This window comes from Streptomyces diacarni (genome assembly GCF_003323715.1).
Classification (GTDB): Bacteria; Actinomycetota; Actinomycetes; order Streptomycetales; family Streptomycetaceae; genus Streptomyces; species Streptomyces diacarni.
Map to the genome: position 1 here is coordinate 1 of NZ_QOIN01000052.1, position 276 is coordinate 276.

Here is a 276-nt window from a genome sequence, read left to right on the forward strand (position 1 = left end):
ACACAATTCCGTTGAGCACCCTTCGGTCGTCCAACCGTTTCCGGCCCCGCAGCGAAGCGGGCAGCAGCGGTCGGACGAACTCCCACTCGGCATCGGACAGCTCATGGCGACGTATCACCCGGCCATGATCCACTACCCAAGATCAATTGAAGACACCCCCTAGATGAGTGAGTCCGATGTGTGTGCTGGTCGCGACCATGGCGAAGGGCGCCCGTTGGTCAGTGTGTGAAGACAAACCTGGACGCCCTTCTGGCGGCACTGTACGTGTTCATCGAC

1 pseudogene is annotated in these 276 nt (G+C 60.1%); it reads right to left on the bottom strand.

The window, feature by feature from the left end:
* A pseudogene (locus DTL70_RS35175) lies at positions 1 to 115 on the bottom strand (IS5-like element ISRhru5 family transposase); the annotation flags it as partial.
* Positions 116 to 276 lie beyond the last annotated feature (161 nt).